Raw genomic sequence first — 20321 nt, 5'->3', positions numbered from 1 at the left:
TGACTATGCAACGCTATTCGGGCTTCGGCCTCTTCAAGCACTCCCTCAGCCACCACGAAAACTGGCAGCGCATGTGGCGCACGCCGACCCCGAAAAAGGTCTACGACGTGGTCATCGTCGGCGGCGGCGGGCACGGTCTGGCGACTGCCTACTATCTGGCGAAAGAGCACGGCATCACCAACGTGGCCGTGGTCGAGAAGGGCTGGCTGGGCGGCGGCAACACGGCGCGCAACACCACCATCGTTCGCTCCAACTACCTGTGGGACGAGTCGGCGCACCTGTACGAACACGCGATGAAACTGTGGGAAGGCCTGTCTCAGGATCTGAACTACAACGTGATGTTTTCCCAGCGTGGCGTCTACAACCTGTGCCACACCCTGCAGGACATCCGTGATTCCGAGCGTCGGGTCAGTGCCAACCGCCTCAACGGCGTTGACGGCGAACTGCTCAACGCCAAGCAAGTCGCGGACGAAATCCCTTACCTCGACTGCTCGAAAAACACTCGCTACCCGGTGATGGGCGCAACCGTCCAGCGTCGCGGCGGGGTGGCCCGTCACGATGCCGTGGCGTGGGGCTTTGCCCGTGCCGCCGACGCCCTCGGCGTGGACCTGATCCAGCAGACCGAAGTGATCGGTTTCCGCAAGGAAAACGGCGTGTGCATCGGCGTCGAAACCAACAAGGGCTTCATCGGTGCCAAGCGCGTCGGCGTGGTCACCGCCGGTAACTCCGGACACATGGCCAAGCTCGCCGGTTTCCGTCTGCCGATCGAATCCCACCCGCTGCAGGCGCTGGTGTCCGAGCCGATCAAACCGATTATCGACAGCGTGATCATGTCCAACGCCGTGCACGGTTACATCAGCCAGTCCGACAAGGGCGACCTGGTGATCGGCGCCGGTATCGACGGCTACAACGGCTACGGCCAGCGCGGTTCGTACCCGGTGATCGAGCACACCATCCAGGCCATCGTCGAGATGTTCCCGGTGCTGTCGCGGGTGCGCATGAACCGTCAGTGGGGCGGCATCGTCGACACCACGCCGGACGCCTGCCCGATCATTTCGAAAACCCCGGTGCCGAACATGTTCTTCAACTGCGGTTGGGGCACCGGCGGCTTCAAGGCCACACCGGGCTCGGGCAACGTGTTTGCCGCGAGCCTGGCCAAGGGTGAAATGCACCCGCTGGCCGCACCTTTCTCCATCGACCGTTTCCACAACGGTGCGTTGATCGACGAACACGGCGCTGCGGCTGTCGCCCACTAACAGGAGAAATCCCATGTTGCATATCTTCTGTCCTCACTGCGGCGAACTGCGCTCCGAAGAGGAATTCCACGCATCCGGTCAGGCGCACATCCCGCGTCCGCTGGATCCGAACAGCTGCACCGACGAGGAGTGGGGCGACTACATGTTCTTCCGCGACAACCCGCGCGGCCTGCACCACGAGTTGTGGGATCACGTCGCCGGTTGCCGCCAGTACTTCAACGTCACCCGCGACACCGTGACCTACGAGATTCTCGAAACCTACAAGATCGGCACCAAGCCGCAATTCACCGACAAGGCTGACCCTGCGAAAACAGCCACGCCGGCGCTGGGAGAGAAGGTATGAGCCAGACCAATCGCCTGTCCAACGGTGGACGGATCGACCGCAACAAAGTGCTGAGCTTCACCTTCAACGGTCAGAGCTACAAAGGCTTCGAGGGCGACTCGCTGGCCTCGGCGCTGATCGCCAACGGCGTCGACATCATTGGCCGCAGCTTCAAGTATTCGCGCCCTCGCGGCATTTTCGCCGCCGGTGCCGAAGAGCCGAACGCGGTGCTGCAGATCGGTGCGACCGAAGCCACCCAGATTCCCAACGTGCGCGCCACGCAACAGGCGCTGTATCAGGGCCTGGTCGCCACCAGCACCAACGGCTGGCCGAGCGTCAACAACGACATGATGGGGATTCTCGGCAAGGTCGGCGGCAAGCTGATGCCGCCGGGTTTCTACTACAAAACCTTCATGTACCCGCAATCGTTCTGGATGACTTACGAGAAGTACATTCGTAAGGCCGCAGGTCTTGGCCGCTCGCCGACCGAAGTCGATCCGGACACCTACGACTACATGAACCAGCACTGCGACGTGCTGATCGTCGGCGCCGGCCCGGCCGGTCTGGCCGCTGCTTTGGCTGCCGCGCGCAGCGGTGCCCGGGTGATCATCGCCGATGAACAGGAAGAGTTCGGCGGCAGCCTGCTCGACTCCCGCGAGAGCCTCGACGGCAAACCTGCCGTGGACTGGGTCGCCAGTGTGGTTGCCGAACTGAAGAACACCCCGGACGTGCTGCTGTTGCCGCGCGCCACGGTCAACGGTTACCACGACCACAACTTCCTGACCATTCACGAGCGTCTCACCGATCACCTTGGCGACCGCGCGCCAATCGGCCAGGTGCGTCAGCGCATCCACCGTGTCCGCGCCAAGCGCGTGGTACTGGCGACCGGTGCTCACGAGCGTCCGCTGGTCTACGGCAACAACGACGTGCCGGGCAACATGCTGGCCGGTGCGGTTTCGACTTACGTGCGCCGTTACGGCGTGGCGCCGGGCAAGAAGCTGGTGCTGACCACCAACAACGATCACGCCTATCGCGTGGCGCTGGACTGGCTCGACGCCAGCCTGCAAGTGGTGGCCATCGCTGATGCCCGCAGCAATCCGCGCGGTGCGCTGGTGGAAGAAGCCCGCGCCAAAGGCATTCGTATCCTCACCGGCAGCGCCGTGATCGAGGCCCGTGGCAGCAAGCGTGTGACCGCTGCCCGCGTGGCCGCCATCGATGTGAAAGGCCATGCCGTGACCAGTCCCGGCGAATGGCTGGACTGCGACGTGATCGCCAGCTCCGGCGGCTACAGCCCGGTGGTGCACCTGGCGTCGCACCTGGGCGGCAAACCAATCTGGCGCGAAGACATCCTCGGTTTTGTACCGGGCGAAGCACCGCAGAAGCGCGTGTGCGTCGGCGGCATCAACGGCGTCTACGGTCTCGGCGATTCCCTGGCCGACGGTTTTGAAGGTGGTGTGCGCGCCGCAGCCGAAGCTGGTTTCCAGACCGTCGAAGGTGTATTGCCGAAGGCTCTGAGCCGCCACGAAGAACCAACGCTGGCGCTGTTCCAGGTGCCGCACGAGAAGGGCACTTCCCGGGCACCGAAGCAATTCGTCGACCTGCAGAACGACGTCACCGCCGCCGCCATCGAACTGGCGACCCGCGAAGGTTTCGAGTCGGTCGAGCACGTCAAACGCTACACCGCGCTGGGCTTCGGCACCGATCAGGGCAAGCTCGGCAACGTCAACGGTCTGGCCATCGCCGCCCGTTCGCTGAACGTGACCATCCCGCAGATGGGCACCACGATGTTCCGTCCGAACTACACGCCGGTGACGTTTGGCGCAGTAGCCGGTCGTCACTGCGGGCATATCTTCGAACCTGTGCGTTACACGGCACTGCATCAATGGCACCTGAAAAACGGCGCCGAGTTCGAAGACGTCGGCCAGTGGAAACGTCCGTGGTACTTCCCGAAAAACGGTGAAGACATGCACGCCGCGGTCAAACGCGAATGCAAGGCTGTGCGCGACAGCGTCGGCCTGCTGGACGCTTCGACCCTGGGCAAGATCGACATCCAGGGCCCGGACGCCCGTGAATTCCTCAACCGCGTGTACACCAACGCCTGGACCAAGCTCGACGTGGGCAAGGCCCGTTACGGCCTGATGTGCAAGGAAGACGGCATGGTCTTCGACGACGGTGTGACGGCGTGTCTGGCCGACAACCATTTCGTCATGACCACCACCACCGGCGGCGCGGCTCGCGTCCTGCAGTGGCTGGAGCTGTACCACCAGACCGAATGGCCGGAAATGAAGGTGTACTTCACCTCCGTCACCGACCACTGGGCGACCATGACCCTGTCCGGCCCGAACAGCCGCAAGCTGCTCAGCGCCGTGACCGACATTGATCTGGCCAACGAAGCGTTTCCGTTCATGACCTGGAAAGAAGGTCTGGTCGGCGGTGTGCCGGCGCGGGTATTCCGCATCTCGTTCACCGGCGAGCTGTCGTACGAAGTCAACGTCCAGGCCGACTATGCGATGGGTGTTCTGGAAAAAATCGTCGAGGCGGGCAAGCAGTACAACCTGACCCCGTACGGGACTGAAACCATGCACGTCCTGCGGGCCGAGAAGGGTTTCATCATCGTCGGTCAGGACACCGACGGCTCGATGACCCCGGACGACCTGAACATGGGCTGGTGCGTCGGTCGCACCAAACCGTTCTCGTGGATCGGCCAGCGTGGCATGAACCGTGAAGACTGCGTGCGTGACCAGCGTAAACAGCTGGTCGGCCTGAAGCCGATCGATCCGAACGTATGGCTGCCGGAAGGCGCGCAACTGGTGTTCAACACCAAGCAGACGATCCCGATGACCATGGTCGGTCACGTGACCTCCAGCTACGCGCACAACTCTCTCGGTTATTCGTTTGCCATGGGCGTAGTGAAGGGCGGTCTGAAGCGTCTGGGCGAGCGGGTGTTCGCACCGCTGGCGGACGGCAGCGTGATCGAGGCGGAAATCGTTTCTTCGGTGTTCTTCGATCCGAAAGGCGATCGCCAGAACATCTAATTGATCGCTCCCGCGCCTGGCGCGGGAGCGACACCGAATTCAGGAAGGGTGCTTTATGACCGCAGCCAACGTGTACCAACAACGCCCGACCACCGGGGCCAAGGCCGAGTCGTCGCTGCATCACGCCGACCTCGCCAGCCTGGTCGGCAAGGGCCGCAAAAGCGCCGGTGTCACCGTGCGCGAGAAGAAACTCCTGGGCCATCTGACCCTCCGTGGCGACGGCCACGATGCCGCGTTCGCCGCCGGTGTGCACAAGGCCCTGGGCATCGAGTTGCCGGGTGCCCTGAGTGTGATCGTCAAAGGCGAAACCAGCCTGCAATGGATGGGCCCGGACGAGTGGCTGCTGATCGTGCCGAGCGGCGAAGAGTTCGCTGCCGAGCAGAAATTGCGCGAAGCGCTGGGCGATCTGCACATTGCAATCGTCAACGTCAGCGGCGGCCAGCAGGTTCTGGAATTGAGCGGCCCGAACGTGCGTCAGGTGCTGATGAAATCCACCAGCTACGACGTGCACCCGAACAACTTCCCGGTCGGCAAGGCCGTGGGCACGGTGTTCGCCAAGTCGCAGCTGATGATTCGCCACACCGCCGAAGACACCTGGGAGCTGCTGATTCGTCGCAGCTTCTCGGATTACTGGTGGTTGTGGTTGCAGGATGCGTCCGCCGAATACGGCCTTAGCGTTCAGGCGTAATGATCGTTCCCACGCTGTGCGTGGGGACGAGTAGAGGAGAAAAACAACAATGAGCCGCGCCCCGGATACATGGATTCTGACCGCCGACTGCCCCAGCGTTCTCGGCACCGTGGACGCGGTGACGCGTTTTCTGTTCGAGCAGGGCTGTTACGTCACGGAACACCACTCGTTCGACGACCGGCTCTCGGGCCGTTTTTTCATTCGTGTGGAATTCCGTCAGCCCGACGGTTTTGACGAGCAATCCTTCCGCGCCGGCCTCGCCGAACGCGGTCAGGCGTTCGGCATGATCTTCGAGCTGACCGCGCCGAACTACCGGCCGAAAGTGGTGATCATGGTCTCCAAGGCCGATCACTGCCTCAATGACTTGCTCTACCGCCAGCGCATCGGCCAGTTGTCGATGGACGTGGCGGCGGTAGTGTCGAACCACCCGGACCTCAAGCCGCTGGCCGACTGGCACCAGATTCCCTACTACCATTTCCCCCTCGACCCCAACGACAAACCGGCCCAGGAGCGGCAGGTGTGGCAGGTGATCGAGGAGGCCGGCGCCGAACTGGTGATCCTCGCCCGCTACATGCAGGTGTTGTCGCCGGAGCTGTGCCGCAAGCTCGATGGCAAGGCGATCAACATTCATCACTCGCTGCTGCCGGGCTTCAAGGGCGCCAAGCCATATCACCAGGCCTACAACAAGGGCGTAAAACTGGTGGGCGCGACCGCGCACTACATCAACAACGACCTCGACGAGGGGCCGATCATCGCCCAGGGCGTCGAGGCGGTGGATCACAGTCATTACCCCGAAGACCTGATTGCCAAGGGCCGCGACATCGAAGGTCTGACCCTGGCCCGGGCAGTCGGATATCACATTGAGCGGCGGGTGTTCCTGAACGCCAATCGCACGGTCGTTCTCTAGATCGCTTTCGCGAGCAAGCTCGCTCCCACATTGGAATGCGTACCCCTGTGGGAGCGAGCTTGCTCGCGATGAGGCCATAACAGGCAACACAAGAATCAGCATCTGTACCCGAGCACTTAATGCGCTGCCTGCCTGGGCGGCGCGGTTCCATAAAAACAACAGCGAGGTGAAAGCATGTCTGGCAATCGTGGTGTGGTGTATCTCGGCGCTGGCAAGGTCGAAGTACAGAAAATCGACTATCCGAAAATGCAGGATCCGCGCGGCAGGAAGATCGAGCACGGTGTCATCCTGCGTGTGGTTTCAACCAACATTTGCGGCTCCGACCAGCACATGGTGCGCGGCCGTACCACGGCTCAGGTCGGTCTGGTGCTGGGGCACGAGATCACCGGTGAAGTGATCGAGAAGGGCAGCGACGTCGAAAGCCTGAAAATCGGCGACCTGGTGTCCGTTCCGTTCAACGTGGCTTGCGGACGCTGCCGGTCCTGCAAGGAGCAACACACCGGCGTCTGCCTGACCGTCAACCCGGCTCGCGCCGGCGGTGCCTACGGTTACGTCGACATGGGCGACTGGACCGGCGGCCAGGCCGAATACGTGCTGGTGCCGTACGCCGACTTCAACCTGCTGAAACTGCCGGACCGCGACAAGGCCATGGAGAAAATCCGCGACCTGACCTGCCTCTCCGACATTCTGCCGACCGGTTACCACGGCGCCGTCACTGCTGGCGTTGGCCCGGGCAGTACCGTTTACATCGCGGGCGCCGGTCCGGTCGGTCTGGCGGCGGCTGCTTCGGCCCGTCTGCTCGGCGCAGCGGTGGTGATCGTCGGCGACGTCAACACCATCCGCCTGGCTCACGCCAAGGCTCAGGGTTTTGAAATCGTCGACCTGTCGAAAGACACCCCGCTGCACGAACAGATCGCCGCACTGCTGGGCGAGCCTGAAGTGGATTGCGCGGTGGACTGCGTGGGCTTCGAAGCTCGCGGCCATGGTCATGATGGCGTCAAATCCGAAGCCCCGGCCACGGTGCTCAACTCGCTGATGGGTGTGGTGCGTGTGGCCGGCAAGATCGGTATCCCGGGCCTGTACGTGACCGAAGATCCGGGTGCTGTGGACGCTGCCGCGAAAATGGGCAGCCTGAGCATCCGCTTCGGCCTCGGCTGGGCCAAATCCCACAGCTTCCACACCGGCCAGACTCCGGTGATGAAGTACAACCGCCAGCTGATGCAGGCAATCATGTGGGACCGCATCAACATCGCCGAAGTGGTGGGCGTGCAGGTCATCAGCCTCGATCAGGCGCCGGAAGGCTACGGCGAGTTCGATGCGGGCGTGCCGAAGAAGTTTGTGATTGATCCGCATAAGTTGTTTAGTGCGGCGTAAATTTACCCGAATGAAAAACGGCGCTCTTGAGCGCCGTTTTTAATCCGCAAAAAAATATGGAAATCAGAACTACGAGCTTTTACACGGGGCGCACTTGCGCTGCCTGCATTCCTTTTTGTCCTTTTTCCGCAACAAAGCTGACGGACTCCCCCTCTTTCAAACTTTTGAAACCATCCTTTTCAATGGCTCTGAAGTGAACGAAAAGATCCTCGCCTCCAGAATCTCGGGTAATGAATCCAAAGCCTTTTTCGTCATTGAACCACTTGACCTTACCCGTCTCTCTTTCGCCTGACATGTTCGTGCTTCCCGCTTTGATTAATGGATTGACTGGTTCATCACAACAGAGCTGAAAATATGGGGGGAATGAACACGTCCTCCTCGTGAGCAAGTTTGATGTCTACGGCGTAATACCGACCGTTATCACCACGCACCAAGTCATAAGTGACCTTCAGCCCCGCTTTGATATGTTTGATGATCGGATCGTCCGGGCTTATGCAAAAGATGATCGGCGGGACGTCTGGTTCAAGCAGTTCATTGCGCGGTACGCATTGCTTTTCCATCACCGTATCTCCCATTGAAATGGCCGGCGTTTGCACCTCGCTGTTTCCGAATCGTTGATGCAACACCACCGTATTCCATGTGGAGTTTGTAGGTAACTGTCAGATCTGACAGTCCTTGGGACTTGTTTGGATTAACCGGCGGGCTGTTTATAAAACCTGGAAATAAGCAGCGTTGTTCAAGCGTAAGCAGCCTTCACAAGGCCGCCAAAGCCCCTTGATACAGCACCGGCCCCGTGGGCTGCCCGGTCGGCGAGCCACCCTTCGGCTCAAGACTCACCGCCAGCGCAATCGGCTTGCCGATCAGCACCTTCTGCGCGTCGCTCAATTCAACTTTGCCTTTGCCGCCCGCCGGGATAACACCTAACGAGATCGGCTTGCCATCGGCCGGAATCGCCCACAGCTCCAGGCTGCGCTGAGGATCGACCGCCGCCAGCGTCAGCGGCTCGACTTGCAGGTAATCGTCATGGGCCTCGACCTTCAGCGCCGGTTGCGCGTCTGCGCTCAGCAAGGTGGCGCGGTAGCGGGCATCGTCGTGGGTGTACAGCGAGCCGAGGAATACCAGCACCACGATGGAGGCCAGGGCCGCCGTCACCCGCAACCAGTTCCAGAACGGACGTTTCTCGGGCACATGCAGTTCTTGCGGTTCGATCCGCGCAGTAACGCCGTGCCACACGCGCTCCGGCACCGGAACCTCAGGCAACGTTTCGGTGAGGCTGGCGAGGCTTTCCTGCCAGTGCGCCAGTTCGGCGCGCAGGGCGGCGTCCTCCAGCAGCAGTTGCTCGAAACGCCGACGGGCTGGCGCAGCCATCAAGCCGATGGCGTAATCGGCGGCGAGGGCGCGGCGCAGGGCAGGGGTCTGGTAGTTCATGATTCAAGGCACCGGCGCAGGCGTTCCATGCCCCGGCGAATCCACGACTTGACCGAGCCCAGCGGCGCCGCCAGATGCTCGGCCAGTTCCGAGCAGGACAAACCCTGAAAGTAGGCCACGGTGATCGACCGGCGCTGCATGCCTTCAAGGGTTTCCAGGCAGCGGTTCAGGGCTGTGGCTTCGCGGGCGCTGTTCAACAGGTCATGGGCCGAGGGATTTTCATCCACCAGGGCTTCCTGCTCGAAATCAGTCAACGGCCTGTCCCGGTGTTTGCGCAACTGGTCGATGGCCTGATTGCGGGTGATGTTGATCATCCAGGTCATCGGTGCCGACAGGTGCGATTCGTAGCGCGAGGCGTTGTTCCAGATGCGCACGAAGCTCTCCTGCAACACCTCTTCGGCCAGGTCCGGGCGGCCCATGAACCGCAGGGCCACGCCGTGCAGGCGCGGGCCCACGCTGCGGTACAGGGTTTCGAAGGCACGGCGGTCGCCCAGTGAGCACTGGGCCAGCAATTGCCGGAGCTGATCGGTGTCGGCGAGGGTAATGACGAGTCTCCAGACAGGGCGGTCGCTGGTTTCGGGTAGTTCACAGGCTAGTTCAGCGACAGCGCTCGTGCCATTCATGGTTCGATTTCCGGGGTTTCACATTTCCTATACGCGAGCCGGCTCAAGATGGATGCACTACGCTCGGAACAGTCGGGCGAATTGCCGGTCAAACCGACAGTTTTGCCACCCGTGACGGGCGGTTTTTCATGACGAAAGAGGATGTCTGGATGAAGATTTCACGCGGTTTCGCACTGGCTTCGCTGATGACGGTTGTGGCGAGCCCGGTTTTCGCAGGTTTCAGCCTGGATGACGTGACCAAGGCAGCCTCAAGCATGCAGGGCGGCAACGCAGCCACCGCCGCCGCGCCGACGTCGGAAACGGCCGGTCTGCTGCAGGCGGTCACCGGTCTGGGGGTTACACCGCAACAAGCCGTCGGTGGCACCAGTGCAATGTTCGGCCTGGCGAAGAACAAGCTCAGCGGCAGCGACTATTCGGAACTGGCCAAAAGCGTGCCGGGGCTCGACAAGCTGTCGGGCGGTGCCGGGCAGTTGGGCGCGCTGAGCAGTGTGCTCGGTTCCTCCGGCAAGTCGGCGGGTCTGGATAATGCGCTGGGCAATGTGAAGAGCACCAGTGACCTGAACAGCGCGTTCGGCGCTCTGGGCATGAACGACAGCATGGTCGGCCAGTTCGCCCCGGTCATTCTTAAATACCTCGGTGACCAGGGCGTCGGCGGTTCGCTGCTGAAAACCCTTGGCGGCGTCTGGGGCGTCGGCGGTTGACCGACCCCCATTGATCAGCCGCGCTCGCCGCGCAGTTCGGCGATGCGCTGGTCTTTCTCGGTCCAGAGCTGGTTGACCCAGCTCTGGACCTTCTCGCGAAACACCGGATCGTTTTCGTAATCGCCCTGCCACAGCGCCGGGTCGAGTTCACGGGTGCGGATATCGATGATCACCCGCGGTACGTTGCCGCTGATCAGGTCCCAGAACCCCGGAATCTTCGGCTGTGGATAAACCACGGTCACATCGAGAATCGCGTCCAGCTGTTCACCCATCGCCGCCAGTACGAACGCCACGCCGCCGGCCTTGGGCTTGAGCAAGTGGCTGAACGGTGACTGTTGCTGCGTGCTTTTGTCCGCGGTGTAGCGGGTGCCTTCCAGATAATTCACCACCGTCACCGGCTGACGCTTAAACAGCTCGCACGCGGCTTTGGTGATTTCCAGATCCTTGCCCGCCAGTTCCGGGTGTTTCGCCAGGAACGCCTTGGTGTAGCGCTTCATGAACGGGTAATCCAGCGCCCACCAGGCCAGGCCGAGGAACGGTACCCAGATCAATTCCTTCTTCAGGAAGAACTTGAAGAACGGCGTGCGCCGGTTGAGGGTCTGGATCAGCGCCGGGATGTCGACCCAGGACTGATGGTTGCTGATCACCAGATACGACGTGTCGCCACGCAGATCATCGCCGCCCCGGATGTCCCATTGCGTCGGGATGCACAGGCGGAAGATCAGTTTGTCGATTTCCGCCCAGGTCTCGGCGATCCACATCACCGCCCACGAGGCGTAATCGCGAAAGCGCCCCGGCAGGATCAGCTTGAGCAGGGCGAACACCATCAGCGGGCCAAACAGCACCAGGGTGTTGAGCAACAGCAGCAGGGTGACGAGACAGCCGGTGAGCAGGCGGCGCATAAGCAACTCTTGAAAGCGGATGGGCGCGCCATGATAAGTGGCTTCGGGCGACAGGCCAAATCATGGGTTACGAATGTTTCACCTTTGGCGCGTTAGCCTTGCGGGAACGATCAAGCGAACAGCGGTCTAAAATCTCGCGTCAGACGCCCCCATTTCCCAAGGAAGCCCATTACGTGAAATCCCTCCTTGCATTGCTTTCCCTCGTTGCCCTGCCGGTGCTGGCCGCCGAGCCGACCCTGTACGGGCGCTACGAATACATCGCGCTGCCGGAAATCGGCGGCCAAGTGCTCAAGGCGAAAATGGACACCGGCGCACTGACCGCCTCGCTGTCGGCCAAGGACATCGAGACCTTCACCCGCGACGGCGAAGACTGGGTGCGTTTCCGCCTCGCCACCAAGGACGCCAGCAACAAGGTGTTCGAACACAAGATTGCGCGGATCAGCAAGATCAAGAGCCGCTCCGACGAGGACGACGAGGATCGCGACACCACGGAAGTTGCCAAGCGTCCGGTGGTCGATCTGGAACTGTGCCTGGGCAACGTCAAGCGTACCGTCGAGGTCAACCTGACCGACCGCAGCCATTTCAACTACCCGTTGCTGATCGGTGCCAAGGCCTTGCGTGAGTTCGGCGCAGCGGTAAACCCGGCGCGTCGTTTTACTGCGGATAAACCGGACTGCTGAAACAAGTGGTCTCATTGACGTAACGTCAGGCTTGGGGCACCGTTCGCGCACTCATTCCACAGGCTCGGACGCCATGCCTCATATCCTGATTGTCGAAGACGAAGCGGCGATTGCCGACACGCTGATTTTTGCCTTGCAGGGCGAGGGCTTCACCACGACCTGGCTGAGCCTCGGCGCGCAAGCGCTGGAGCATCAGCGCCAGACACCGGCGGATCTGATCATCCTCGACATCGGCCTGCCGGACATCAGCGGCTTCGAAACCTGCAAGCAACTGCGCCGGTTCAGCGAAGTGCCGGTGCTGTTCCTCAGCGCCCGGGATGCCGAGATCGACCGGGTGGTGGGCCTGGAAATCGGCGCCGACGATTACGTGGTCAAACCGTTCAGTCCACGGGAAGTGGCGGCGCGGGTCCGGGCGATTCTCAAGCGCATGGCGCCGCGCCCGCCGGCCGAAGCCTGGTCGGGGGTGTTTCGCATTGATCCCGAACGCGTGCAGATCAGCTATCGCGGCCAGGCCCTGAGCCTGACTCGCCACGAATTCCGCCTGCTGCAATGCCTGCTCGAACAACCCGAGCGGGTGTTCAGCCGCGAGCAACTGCTCGATGCGCTGGGTGTGGCAGCCGATGCCGGCTACGAGCGCAGCATCGACAGCCACATCAAGAGCGTGCGCGCCAAGTTGCGCCTGATTCGTGCCGAGGCCGAGCCGATCCAGACTCATCGCGGCCTCGGCTACAGCTACAGTCCGGGACACAGCTGATGTCACTGGGGTTGCGGATTTTCCTGGTGTACGTGCTGTTTATCGGCCTCACCGGTTATTTCGTGCTCAACACCGTGATGGAAGAAATCCGCCCCGGTGTGCGCCAGTCCACCGAGGAAACCCTGGTCGACACGGCCAACCTGATGGCGGAAATCCTCAAGGATGATTTCAAGGCCGGCACCCTCAGCCAGAATCGCTGGCCGGAACTGCTCCGCGCCTATGGCGAGCGCCAGCCGAAAGCGACGATCTGGGGCTTGCCGAAAAACCAGGTCAACCACCGCATCTATGTCACCGACGCCAAGGGCATCGTGGTGCTGGATTCCAGCGGTCTGGCGGTCGGTCAGGACTACTCGCGCTGGAACGACGTCTACCTGACTCTGCGCGGCGAATACGGCGCACGCTCCAGCCGCAGTGACCCGAATGATCCGAATTCTTCGGTCATGCACGTCGGTGCGCCGATCCGCGACGATGGCCGGATCATCGGCGTGGTCACCGTGGCCAAGCCCAACAGCTCGCTGCAACCCTATGTCGACCGTACCGAGCGCCGCTTGCTGGCTTATGGCGCCGGGTTGATCGCGCTGGGTCTGCTGTTCGGTGCGTTACTGTCGTGGTGGTTGAGCCGCGCGCTGCACCGTCTGACCGGTTACGCTCAGGCCGTGAGCGAGGGGCGCCGGGTGGAAGTGCCGCACTATCGCGGTGGCGAGCTGGAACAACTGGCGAGCGCCGTGGAACAGATGCGTACCCAGCTTGAAGGCAAGGCCTACGTCGAACGTTACGTCCACACCTTGACCCATGAACTGAAGAGCCCGCTGGCGGCGATTCGCGGCGCCGCCGAGTTGCTGCAGAGCGAAATGCCATTGGCGCAACGCCAGCGTTTCGTCGGCAACATCGACAGCGAAAGTGCGCGCATGCAGCAGTTGATCGAGCGCTTGCTGAATCTGGCGCAAGTGGAGCAGCGCCAGGGCCTTGAAGAGCGCGTCACGGTGCCATTGGCGGCATTGCTCGATCAGTTGCTGCAGGCACAGATGGCGCGCATCGAAAGCCGGCAACTGCGGGTCGAGCAAAGCGTTTCGGTAGACCTTTCGTTGGTCGGTGAGCCGTTCCTGCTGCGTCAGGCACTGGGCAATCTGCTGGAAAATGCCCTGGATTTCACACCGCCAAACGGTCTGCTGCGCTTCAGTGCCGAGCGGATCGGCGAGCAGATCGAGATTCGTCTGTTCAACGAGACCACCCCGATTCCCGACTACGCCTTGCCGCGTTTGAGTGAGCGATTCTACTCGTTGCCACGCCCTGACAGCGGACGTAAAAGCACGGGTCTGGGGCTTAACTTCGTCGAAGAAGTGGTCAAACTGCACGGCGGTTCGATGCGCATCGGCAACGTCGAAGGCGGGGTGGAAGTCATCCTGCACCTGTAGTCTCCACACAAACTCCACATTCCTCCCATATTCCCCCTACACCGGCCTCGCAGACTCTGCCCATCGAAACAGGGAGAGTCCCCATGAACAAAAATCTGACCATGAAGCTCGGGGCGATTGCCCTGCTGATCCTGCTGTTGCTGATTCCGCTGCTGATGATCGATGGCATCATCGACGATCGCCAGCAACGGCGCGACGGTGTACTCGAAGACATTGCCCGCAGCTCAAGCTACAGCCAGCAGATCAGCGGGCCGGTGATGGTGGTGCCGTACCGCAAAGTGATACGTACCTGGAAGACCCGGGAAAAAAACGGCGAGCAATATCTGGAACTCAGCGAAGAACGGGGTCGCCTGTACTTCCTGCCGGAGCGCTTCGAACTCGACGGCCAGGTGCAGACCGAGCTGCGTGCCCGGGGCATCTACGAGGCGCGGCTGTTCCATGCAGAAAACCGCATCAGCGGGCATTTCTCGCTGCCGGCGCAGTTGGGCATCACCGAGGACTTCACCGATTACCACTTCGAAGCACCGTTTCTGGCGATCGGCATCAGCGACATTCGCGGGATCGAAAATGCCCTGAAACTGGAACTCGGTTCGCAACGCCTGGACTTCGTGCCCGGCACGCAAGTGGGCTGGCTCGGCGAAGGTGTTCGGGCGACGCTGCCGGCACTCGATACAACTCAGGCCACGGAACTGGCCTTCGGTTTCGACCTGCGCTTGCAGGGCACCGGCTCGTTGCAGGTGCTGCCCGTGGGCAAGACCAGCCGCGTGAACCTGGCCGCCAACTGGCCGCATCCGAGCTTCATCGGCAACTTCCTGCCGGCCAAACGAGAAGTCACCGATCAGGGCTTCACCGCCGATTGGCAGACCTCGTTTTTCTCCACCAACCTGCAAGAGGCCATGAGCCGCTGCGCGTCGGGCAATGATTGCGAGGCATTCAACGGGCGCAGTTTCGGGGTGAGCTTCATCGATCCGGTGGATCAGTACCTGAAGAGTGACCGGGCGATCAAATATGCGCTGTTGTTCATTGTCCTGACGTTCGCCGGTTTCTTCCTGTTCGAAGTGCTGAAAAGCCTGGCGGTGCACCCGGTGCAATACGCGTTGGTGGGTGTGGCGCTGGCGTTCTTCTACCTGTTGTTGCTGTCACTGTCGGAACACATCGGGTTTGCCCTGGCGTATCTGCTGTCGGCCAGTGGTTGTGTGTTGCTGATTGGTTTTTATGTCTGTCATGTGTTGCGCAGTGTGCGTCACGGCTTGAGTTTTTCCGCGGGGCTGGCGGCGTTGTATGGCCTGCTCTTCGGCTTGCTGAGCGCCGAGGATTACGCGTTGCTGATGGGCTCGCTGTTGCTGTTCGGCCTGTTGGGCGTGTTCATGGTGCTGACCCGTAACCTGGACTGGTACGGCGTCGGGCAGAAACCGGCCAAACCCCTGGAGTTTGATCTCGGAGCGGTGCAATGAGCCGGTTTGTGGGGTTGCGTGAGGAACAGCGGGAGGCCGAGGTATTGATGACGCTGATTATGGGGTTTCTGCCAGTTGAACCGCGCTGGTGCATTCGCGAGCAAGCTCGCTCCCACAGGTGCACGCGTTCCAGTGTGGGAGCGAGCTTGCTCGCGAAGGGGCCGGAACAGTCGGTCTAGACTTTCGGCATGGTCGCAATCATCGACGGCCGCTGGCTCACCTCAAAGAACCAGTTGGCCAGTTGCGGGTTGGCTTCACGCCAGCCCAGATCGGGGAAGCGCAGATCCAGATAGCCCAGCGCACAGGCCACGCTGATCGCGGCCACGTCGAAATGGCTGGTCAGTTCGGCAATGGCGTCGTGCTCCAGCAACGCCAGGGTGCGGCGGATCTTGTCGCGCTGGGCCTCGAGCCACTCGTCCCAGTGCTTCTCCGGGGCGCGCAGCACTTGCTCGTAACGCACCATCACCGAGGCGTCCATGATCCCGTCGGCCATCGAGGCCAGGGTCAGGCGCCGCCAGCGGGCCGAGCCGTCGCGAGGGATCAGCGGGTTGCCGACGTGCTGGTGGTCGAGGTAATCGAGGATCACCCGGCTGTCATGGATGACGTTGCCGTCGGCCAGGCGCAGGGCCGGGATCTTGCCCAGCGGGTTGTCTTCGTTCAGCGCGGCGTTGGGACTGACCGGTGTCAGGACGCAGTCCTGCAAGGCAACGCGATCCTGCTGGCCGGTCTCGTGCAGCAGCACCATGACTTTGCGCACGAACGGGGACAGGGTGTTGTGGAACAGGGTCATGCTGGGAGCGGACATCGGCAGGGTCTCGGTCAAGGGCAATGAACGGGCAGCATAGCGCGTTGCCCGTCAGGCTCAAGCCAATCAGCGCCGTTGCAACAGACCACGCAAGGCGAGGGCGGCCGGCACACCCAGACCGATCCAGCTCAAGCCGTCCCAGATCCCGTCGCCCAGCAGCGCGGCGAACAGCCCCGCCGCACTGAGCAACGCGATCACCAGCGGCGTACTGAAGACTTTCCAGAAGTTCGACTGACGCGGTTTCATGTCGAAGCCTCCGCTGTTTCCAGTACCGGCTTCGCCGCTTTGCGCCGCACGATCCACAAGTACACGCCGCTGCCGAGGACGATGATGGTCAGCACGTCCAGCGTGGCCCAGAGGATTTTCATCGGCATGCCGCCGTAGTCGCCAAAGTGCAGCGGCTGCGACATGCCCATGGCGTCCATGTACCACGGCCGTTCAGCGACTGCCGTGACCTGCAGGGTGCTGGCGTCGATCAGCACCGGCGTCAGCAGATGCGAGGTCAGGTGGGTGCCGCCCTTCATGAACACCGAGTAATGATGCTCGCTGGAAAACCGCGTGCCGGGAAAGGCGATGAAGTCCGGTTTCATCCCCGGAGCGACTTCGCCGGCGATATCCAGCAGGCGGGTGGCCGGGGCGAGATGAGTCAGTGGCGGCGCATCGCGGTAGGGAGCAATCATGGCGTTGAGCGAATCGTTGCGCCAGGCCGCGATGATCAGATCGGCACAGGCGCTGATCACTCCAGTGACACCGACCACCAGTGCCCAGGTCAGGGTAACCACGCCGATCAGGTTGTGCAGGTCGAGCCAGCGCAGACGGGTGGATTTGTCCCGGCGCACGGTGCCGAAGTCCAGGCGACGCATGAACGGCAGGTACAACACCGTCCCGGAGACGATCGCCACCACGAACAGCACACCCATGAACGCCAGCAGCAACTTGCCCGGCAGGCCGGCAAACATGTCGACGTGCAGGCGCAGGATGAACAGCATCAGGCCGCCATTGGCCGACGGGGTTTCCAGGGCTTCGCCGGTGCGCGCGTCGAGCATGAAGGTGTGCGAGGAGTTCGGCTCGGTGCCGGCGGTCTTCGCCATGATCGTCAGCACGGTGTTCGGCTCGTCGTCTTCGAAACCGAAGTACTGCACGACTTCACCGGGGCGATGGGCCTCGGCGGCTTGCACCAGTTGCGCCAGATTCAGGTGCGGCGTGTCGGCCGGCATCTCTCGCACTACCGGAGCGTCACCGAGCAGATGCTCGATTTCGTGATGAAAGATCAGCGGCAGGCCGGTCAGGGCCAACAGCAGCAAAAACACGGTGCAGATCAGGCTGGTCCAGGTGTGGATGAACGACCAGCGACGGATTGTTTTACTTTTCATTTCATGACCTTCAAAAACACCAAAGCCGTCCACGAGGGACGGCTTGGTTGCAGGGCCTGTTTCAGCTCAAGCAATTACCACTTGTAGGTGGCGCTGGCGACGACACTGCGCTGGTCGCCGTAGTAGCAGTAGAAGCTGTCGCAGGTGGAAATGTAGTCCTTGTCGAACAGGTTGGTGGCGTTGAGGGCCAGCGATGCGCCCTTCAAGCTGTTGTCCAGGCGACCGAGGTCGTAATGCACGCTGGCATCGAACACGGTGTAGGCGTCGGCCTTGCCCAGCCAGGTGTTGGCCTTGTCGCCGTAGGTGTTGCCGGTGTAGCGCACACCGCCGCCGATACCGAAGCCGTCGAGCACGCCGCTGTGCCAGGTGTAGTCGGTCCACAGCGAGGCTTGCTGGTTCGGCATCAGTTGCAGGCGGTTGCCCTTGTCGACGCCGTTCTGCACTTCGGACTTGGCCAGGGTGTAGGCGGCGATGACTTTCAGGTTTTCGGTGACGTCGGACGTGGCTTCCAGCTCCAGACCTTTGACTTTCACTTCGCCGGTCTGGCTGGTGATCGATACGCCGTTGACGAAGGAGCTTACCGAAACGTTTTTCTGGGTCAGGTCATACACGGCGGCGGACAGCAGGGTCTTGCTGCCGGGCGGCTGGTACTTGATGCCCAGCTCCCACTGCTTGCCTTCGGTCGGCTTGAGCGACTCCGTGGAGGAGGCGTCGGCGCCACTGGTGGGCTGGAAGGATTCGGCGTAGGAAATGTACGGCACGAAACCCGAGTCGAACACGTAGCTCAGTGCCGCGTTGCCGCTGAAGGCCTTGTCGCGGTCGGTGTTGGTCGCGTCGGCCTTGTTGATGAACTTCGTACCGGTGTGCACCCAGTCTTCACGGCCACCGAGGGTCAGGCGCCATTGGTCGAGGGCCATCTGGTCCTGCACGTACAGGCCGGTCTGGTTGGTCTTCTGCTCATAGTCGTAGAAGGCGGTGGAGCGCGCCGGGCGCACGATCGGCTGACCGTAGATCGGGTTGAGCACGTTGGTGGTCAGGCCGTCACCGAAGATCGAGGTGTAGTTGTTGTTGCTGCGCTGGTGATCCAGACCCAGCAGCAGGGTGTGGCGGATGTCGCCGGTGGCAAAGTCGGCCTGGAAGTTGTTGTCCACGGCGAACTGGCTGATGTCCTCATTGACACTGGTGCTAGTGCGGCCGACGTTGCCGGCGTTGTCCACCTGGGTGTACGGATACGAACCCGGGGTCAGGCTCTGGAACGACAGCTCCGACTTGGTGTAGCGCAGATTCTGCTTGAACTGCCACACATCGTTCAGGCGATGTTCGAAGGCATAACCGAGCGCGTAGTAGGTGCGGTCGTAGTATTCCCAGTCCGGATCGCCGAGGTTCTTGTGATGGGAAACCTTGCCGAACGGCATGTCGATCTTGGTGCCCTGCACCGGCAGGAACTGGCTGGTGATGCCGGTATCGTCGCGGGTGAACTGGGTCAGCAGGGTGAATTTGGTGTCGTCGTCGATGTTCCAGGTCAGGCTCGGCGCGATGTTGTAGCGCTTGTTGTCGACGTGATCGACCTGCGTGCCGCTGTCACGCACCACGCCGCTGAGGCCGTAGAGGAACTGGCCGGCGTCGTCGATCTTGCCGGTGCTGGCGAAGTTGATCTGACGGTGGTTGTCGCTGCCGTATTGCAGCTGGATTTCACTGCTCTGCACATCGCTCGGGCGACGGCTGACCATGTCCAGCAGGCCGCCCGGCGGGGTCTGGCCGTAAACCGACGAGGCCGGCCCGCGCAGCAGGGCGAGGCGGTCGAGGTTCCAGGTTTCCTGTTTCGGGTTGGCGTACACGCCTTTTGGCAGCGGCAGGCCGTCGAGGAATTGGGTCGGTTCGAAGCCACGCACGCGCAGCCAGTCGGCGCGGGTGTCGCTGCCGTAGCTGCTGGCGGTGATGCCCGGCATGTAGCGCACGGCATCATCGAGGCTGTGCACGCTGCGGTCGTCCATCTGCTGGCGGGTGGCGACGGAGATCGAGCGCGGCGCTTCGACCAGCGCGGTGTCGGTCTTGGTGCCGGCGGCGGTGCGGGTGGCGGTGTAGCCTTCGACCGGACCCCAGGCACTTTCAGTGTTTTCCACACCGATCACCGAAGTCTCCGGCAGGGCCATCACGCCCTCCGGCACGGCGACCAGGGTGTAAGTGCCGGTGCTGCTCTGCTCCAGTTGCAGGCCGGTGCCACGCAGGGCAGCGCTCAGTGCACCCGCTGCATCATATTGGCCGTTGACCGGTGCCGAGGTCTTGCCGGCTGCCAGCGACGGATTCAGCGACAGCGTGAGACCGCCCTGGCTGGCGATCTGGTTCAGGGTGGTGGACAGCGGCGCGGCCGGCAGGTTGTAGGCGCGTACGCTCGACGCCTGTTCAGCGGCGATCAACTGGCTGCTGGCCAGCGGGGTGCAGAGGGCAATGGCGACCGCCAGCAAACTGGGGCGCAACAAGGTGTCTAGCGAACGGGACATACGGCGGCTCCTGAATGGAAATATTTCTCAATTGCCTGTGTGCCGGACGAGATTCGAAAAGTGATAGGGCTGGATGAAAATAATTTCGATTAACGGACGGCAT

General features: G+C 62.0%; 20 protein-coding genes. 11 read left to right on the top strand and 9 right to left on the bottom strand.

The window, feature by feature from the left end; genetic code table 11:
• The first annotated feature begins 5 nt into the window (after positions 1 to 5).
• The 6 genes from CAG02_RS05115 (at position 6) to fdhA (ending at position 7582) form a co-directional block, all read left to right on the top strand.
• Entirely contained in the window at positions 6 to 1256 is a 1251-nt protein-coding gene (locus CAG02_RS05115; protein WP_003206307.1) for a sarcosine oxidase subunit beta, read from the top strand.
• Between the two features lie 13 nt (positions 1257 to 1269).
• Entirely contained in the window at positions 1270 to 1599 is a 330-nt protein-coding gene (locus tag CAG02_RS05110) for a sarcosine oxidase subunit delta (RefSeq protein ID WP_085709160.1), read from the top strand.
• On the top strand, positions 1596 to 4613 hold the full coding sequence (locus CAG02_RS05105; protein WP_085709161.1) for a sarcosine oxidase subunit alpha: 3018 nt from the start codon (positions 1596 to 1598) through the stop codon (positions 4611 to 4613). Before CAG02_RS05110 ends, CAG02_RS05105 begins: the two co-directional genes overlap by 4 nt.
• 55 nt (positions 4614 to 4668) lie before the next feature.
• A complete protein-coding gene (locus CAG02_RS05100) occupies positions 4669 to 5301 on the top strand; it encodes a sarcosine oxidase subunit gamma (RefSeq protein WP_085709162.1) in 633 nt (210 codons plus the stop codon).
• 49 nt (positions 5302 to 5350) lie between these two features.
• Positions 5351 to 6208: a formyltetrahydrofolate deformylase gene (gene purU, locus CAG02_RS05095; protein ID WP_007959808.1), complete on the top strand. Its 858-nt coding sequence runs from the start codon at positions 5351 to 5353 to the stop codon at positions 6206 to 6208.
• 174 nt (positions 6209 to 6382) lie between these two features.
• A complete protein-coding gene (gene fdhA / locus CAG02_RS05090) occupies positions 6383 to 7582 on the top strand; it encodes a formaldehyde dehydrogenase, glutathione-independent (RefSeq protein WP_011336270.1) in 1200 nt (399 codons plus the stop codon).
• Positions 7583 to 7661: 79 nt separating this feature from the next.
• On the opposite strand, the gene CAG02_RS05085 is transcribed toward fdhA, so the two are convergent.
• The 4 genes from CAG02_RS05085 to CAG02_RS05070 all read right to left on the bottom strand — a co-directional run bounded on the left by CAG02_RS05085 (position 7662) and on the right by CAG02_RS05070 (position 9633).
• The gene (locus CAG02_RS05085; RefSeq protein ID WP_085709163.1) at positions 7662 to 7877 is read right to left on the bottom strand and encodes a cold-shock protein; all 216 of its coding nucleotides are present in this window, start codon (positions 7875 to 7877) and stop codon (positions 7662 to 7664) included.
• Positions 7878 to 7917: 40 nt separating this feature from the next.
• Positions 7918 to 8208 carry a hypothetical protein gene (locus tag CAG02_RS05080; protein WP_256576844.1) on the bottom strand — a complete coding sequence of 97 codons (291 nt, stop codon included), beginning with the start codon at positions 8206 to 8208 and terminating at the stop codon, positions 7918 to 7920.
• A gap of 127 nt (positions 8209 to 8335) precedes the next feature.
• On the bottom strand, positions 8336 to 9010 hold the full coding sequence (locus CAG02_RS05075; protein ID WP_085709164.1) for an anti-sigma factor domain-containing protein: 675 nt from the start codon (positions 9008 to 9010) through the stop codon (positions 8336 to 8338).
• A complete protein-coding gene (locus tag CAG02_RS05070) occupies positions 9007 to 9633 on the bottom strand; it encodes a sigma-70 family RNA polymerase sigma factor (RefSeq protein WP_085709165.1) in 627 nt (208 codons plus the stop codon). Before CAG02_RS05070 ends, CAG02_RS05075 begins: the two co-directional genes overlap by 4 nt.
• A 149-nt stretch (positions 9634 to 9782) precedes the next feature.
• Here CAG02_RS05070 and CAG02_RS05065 point away from each other — a divergent pair, with 149 nt between their 5' ends.
• On the top strand, positions 9783 to 10334 hold the full coding sequence (locus CAG02_RS05065; RefSeq protein ID WP_085709166.1) for a DUF2780 domain-containing protein: 552 nt from the start codon (positions 9783 to 9785) through the stop codon (positions 10332 to 10334).
• 14 nt (positions 10335 to 10348) lie between these two features.
• Here CAG02_RS05065 and CAG02_RS05060 read toward each other — a convergent pair whose 3' ends face one another.
• Positions 10349 to 11236, bottom strand: coding sequence for an acyltransferase (locus CAG02_RS05060; RefSeq protein ID WP_085709167.1), 888 nt, complete (start codon positions 11234 to 11236; stop codon positions 10349 to 10351).
• Between the two features lie 173 nt (positions 11237 to 11409).
• Here CAG02_RS05060 and CAG02_RS05055 point away from each other — a divergent pair, with 173 nt between their 5' ends.
• From CAG02_RS05055 to creD, 4 genes are all read left to right on the top strand, one after another.
• Positions 11410 to 11916: an ATP-dependent zinc protease gene (locus CAG02_RS05055; RefSeq protein ID WP_085709168.1), complete on the top strand. Its 507-nt coding sequence runs from the start codon at positions 11410 to 11412 to the stop codon at positions 11914 to 11916.
• A gap of 73 nt (positions 11917 to 11989) precedes the next feature.
• Entirely contained in the window at positions 11990 to 12670 is a 681-nt protein-coding gene (gene creB / locus CAG02_RS05050) for a two-component system response regulator CreB (protein WP_085709169.1), read from the top strand.
• Positions 12670 to 14085, top strand: coding sequence for a two-component system sensor histidine kinase CreC (gene creC / locus CAG02_RS05045; protein WP_085709170.1), 1416 nt, complete (start codon positions 12670 to 12672; stop codon positions 14083 to 14085). Before creB ends, creC begins: the two co-directional genes overlap by 1 nt.
• A gap of 83 nt (positions 14086 to 14168) precedes the next feature.
• Positions 14169 to 15539 (top strand): cell envelope integrity protein CreD, encoded by a 1371-nt coding sequence (gene creD / locus CAG02_RS05040; RefSeq protein ID WP_085709171.1) that lies wholly within the window; start codon positions 14169 to 14171, stop codon positions 15537 to 15539.
• A 175-nt stretch (positions 15540 to 15714) separates the two neighbouring features.
• On the opposite strand, the gene CAG02_RS05030 is transcribed toward creD, so the two are convergent.
• The 4 genes from CAG02_RS05030 to CAG02_RS05015 form a co-directional block, all read right to left on the bottom strand.
• A complete protein-coding gene (locus CAG02_RS05030) occupies positions 15715 to 16344 on the bottom strand; it encodes a glutathione S-transferase (RefSeq protein WP_085709173.1) in 630 nt (209 codons plus the stop codon).
• 66 nt (positions 16345 to 16410) lie between these two features.
• Positions 16411 to 16590, bottom strand: a complete 180-nt coding sequence (locus CAG02_RS05025; protein WP_085709174.1) for a hypothetical protein — start codon at positions 16588 to 16590, stop codon at positions 16411 to 16413.
• Positions 16587 to 17717 (bottom strand): PepSY domain-containing protein, encoded by a 1131-nt coding sequence (locus tag CAG02_RS05020; RefSeq protein ID WP_085709258.1) that lies wholly within the window; start codon positions 17715 to 17717, stop codon positions 16587 to 16589. Before CAG02_RS05020 ends, CAG02_RS05025 begins: the two co-directional genes overlap by 4 nt.
• Before the next feature lie 74 nt (positions 17718 to 17791).
• The gene (locus tag CAG02_RS05015) at positions 17792 to 20218 is read right to left on the bottom strand and encodes a TonB-dependent siderophore receptor (protein ID WP_085709175.1); all 2427 of its coding nucleotides are present in this window, start codon (positions 20216 to 20218) and stop codon (positions 17792 to 17794) included.
• Positions 20219 to 20321 lie beyond the last annotated feature (103 nt).

Source organism: Pseudomonas sp. R43(2017), assembly GCF_002112345.1.
In the GTDB taxonomy this organism is placed as follows: Bacteria; Pseudomonadota; Gammaproteobacteria; order Pseudomonadales; family Pseudomonadaceae; genus Aquipseudomonas; species Aquipseudomonas kribbensis.
Note: the sequence above shows the minus strand (reverse complement) of the source record. Positions and strands in the feature narration are given on the sequence as shown.

Excerpts from the sequence above, each read along its gene's own strand:
- CAG02_RS05115 (WP_003206307.1), top strand. The coding sequence starts at position 6 with ATGCAACGCTATTCGGGCTTCGGCCTCTTCAAGCACTCCCTCAGCCAC.
- CAG02_RS05110 (WP_085709160.1), top strand. The coding sequence starts at position 1,270 with ATGTTGCATATCTTCTGTCCTCACTGCGGCGAACTGCGCTCCGAAGAG.
- CAG02_RS05105 (WP_085709161.1), top strand. The coding sequence starts at position 1,596 with ATGAGCCAGACCAATCGCCTGTCCAACGGTGGACGGATCGACCGCAAC.
- CAG02_RS05100 (WP_085709162.1), top strand. The coding sequence starts at position 4,669 with ATGACCGCAGCCAACGTGTACCAACAACGCCCGACCACCGGGGCCAAG.
- purU (WP_007959808.1), top strand. The coding sequence starts at position 5,351 with ATGAGCCGCGCCCCGGATACATGGATTCTGACCGCCGACTGCCCCAGC.
- fdhA (WP_011336270.1), top strand. The coding sequence starts at position 6,383 with ATGTCTGGCAATCGTGGTGTGGTGTATCTCGGCGCTGGCAAGGTCGAA.
- CAG02_RS05085 (WP_085709163.1), bottom strand. The coding sequence starts at position 7,877 with ATGTCAGGCGAAAGAGAGACGGGTAAGGTCAAGTGGTTCAATGACGAA.
- CAG02_RS05075 (WP_085709164.1), bottom strand. The coding sequence starts at position 9,010 with ATGAACTACCAGACCCCTGCCCTGCGCCGCGCCCTCGCCGCCGATTAC.
- CAG02_RS05070 (WP_085709165.1), bottom strand. The coding sequence starts at position 9,633 with ATGAATGGCACGAGCGCTGTCGCTGAACTAGCCTGTGAACTACCCGAA.
- CAG02_RS05065 (WP_085709166.1), top strand. The coding sequence starts at position 9,783 with ATGAAGATTTCACGCGGTTTCGCACTGGCTTCGCTGATGACGGTTGTG.
- CAG02_RS05060 (WP_085709167.1), bottom strand. The coding sequence starts at position 11,236 with ATGCGCCGCCTGCTCACCGGCTGTCTCGTCACCCTGCTGCTGTTGCTC.
- creB (WP_085709169.1), top strand. The coding sequence starts at position 11,990 with ATGCCTCATATCCTGATTGTCGAAGACGAAGCGGCGATTGCCGACACG.
- creC (WP_085709170.1), top strand. The coding sequence starts at position 12,670 with ATGTCACTGGGGTTGCGGATTTTCCTGGTGTACGTGCTGTTTATCGGC.
- creD (WP_085709171.1), top strand. The coding sequence starts at position 14,169 with ATGAACAAAAATCTGACCATGAAGCTCGGGGCGATTGCCCTGCTGATC.
- CAG02_RS05030 (WP_085709173.1), bottom strand. The coding sequence starts at position 16,344 with ATGTCCGCTCCCAGCATGACCCTGTTCCACAACACCCTGTCCCCGTTC.
- CAG02_RS05025 (WP_085709174.1), bottom strand. The coding sequence starts at position 16,590 with ATGAAACCGCGTCAGTCGAACTTCTGGAAAGTCTTCAGTACGCCGCTG.
- CAG02_RS05020 (WP_085709258.1), bottom strand. The coding sequence starts at position 17,717 with ATGAAAAGTAAAACAATCCGTCGCTGGTCGTTCATCCACACCTGGACC.
- CAG02_RS05015 (WP_085709175.1), bottom strand. The coding sequence starts at position 20,218 with ATGTCCCGTTCGCTAGACACCTTGTTGCGCCCCAGTTTGCTGGCGGTC.